The organism is Aquimarina sp. U1-2 (assembly GCF_017897595.1).
Lineage (GTDB): Bacteria > Bacteroidota > Bacteroidia > Flavobacteriales > Flavobacteriaceae > Aquimarina.
The window spans coordinates 1-387 of sequence record NZ_JAGKIK010000098.1 but is presented as its reverse complement, the minus strand read 5'-3'; the positions used below and the strand labels follow the sequence as shown (position 1 = coordinate 387).

1 protein-coding gene is annotated in these 387 nt (G+C 35.9%); it reads left to right on the top strand.

What is annotated here, in order from left to right:
• Window positions 1–15: 15 nt before the first annotated feature.
• Window positions 16–387 (top strand): hypothetical protein (locus J8281_RS19190; protein WP_210199259.1); only part of this gene is annotated, 372 nt, incomplete at its 3' end.

Sequence of the window (387 nt, the reverse complement as noted above, 5' to 3'; positions counted from 1 at the left end):
GGACAGTTACATAATATGAGGACATATCAAGAATACACTGCTCCATTACCATATATTACCACTTCGTCCTGTAGTGGAGATTGGAGTAATTCAAGTAATTGGGAACATGGAAGTGTATGGGACATACACAATATAATACCAGACTGTGCTATAGTACAGATAAACGGCGATCTAGAAATTGACAAGGATATAAATACGGTAGGAATACTATTAAATAGTGGATCTTCACTACATGTTACAAATAACTCTGGTCTTTTTAATAGTTGGTACATAAAACTAAATGGAGATATAGATTTAGAAGGCGAGTCTCAACTCATACAAAATCAAGATAGCACATTAGATCCTGTAAGTGCTGGCACCTTAGAAAAAGACCAACAAGGTACCGCA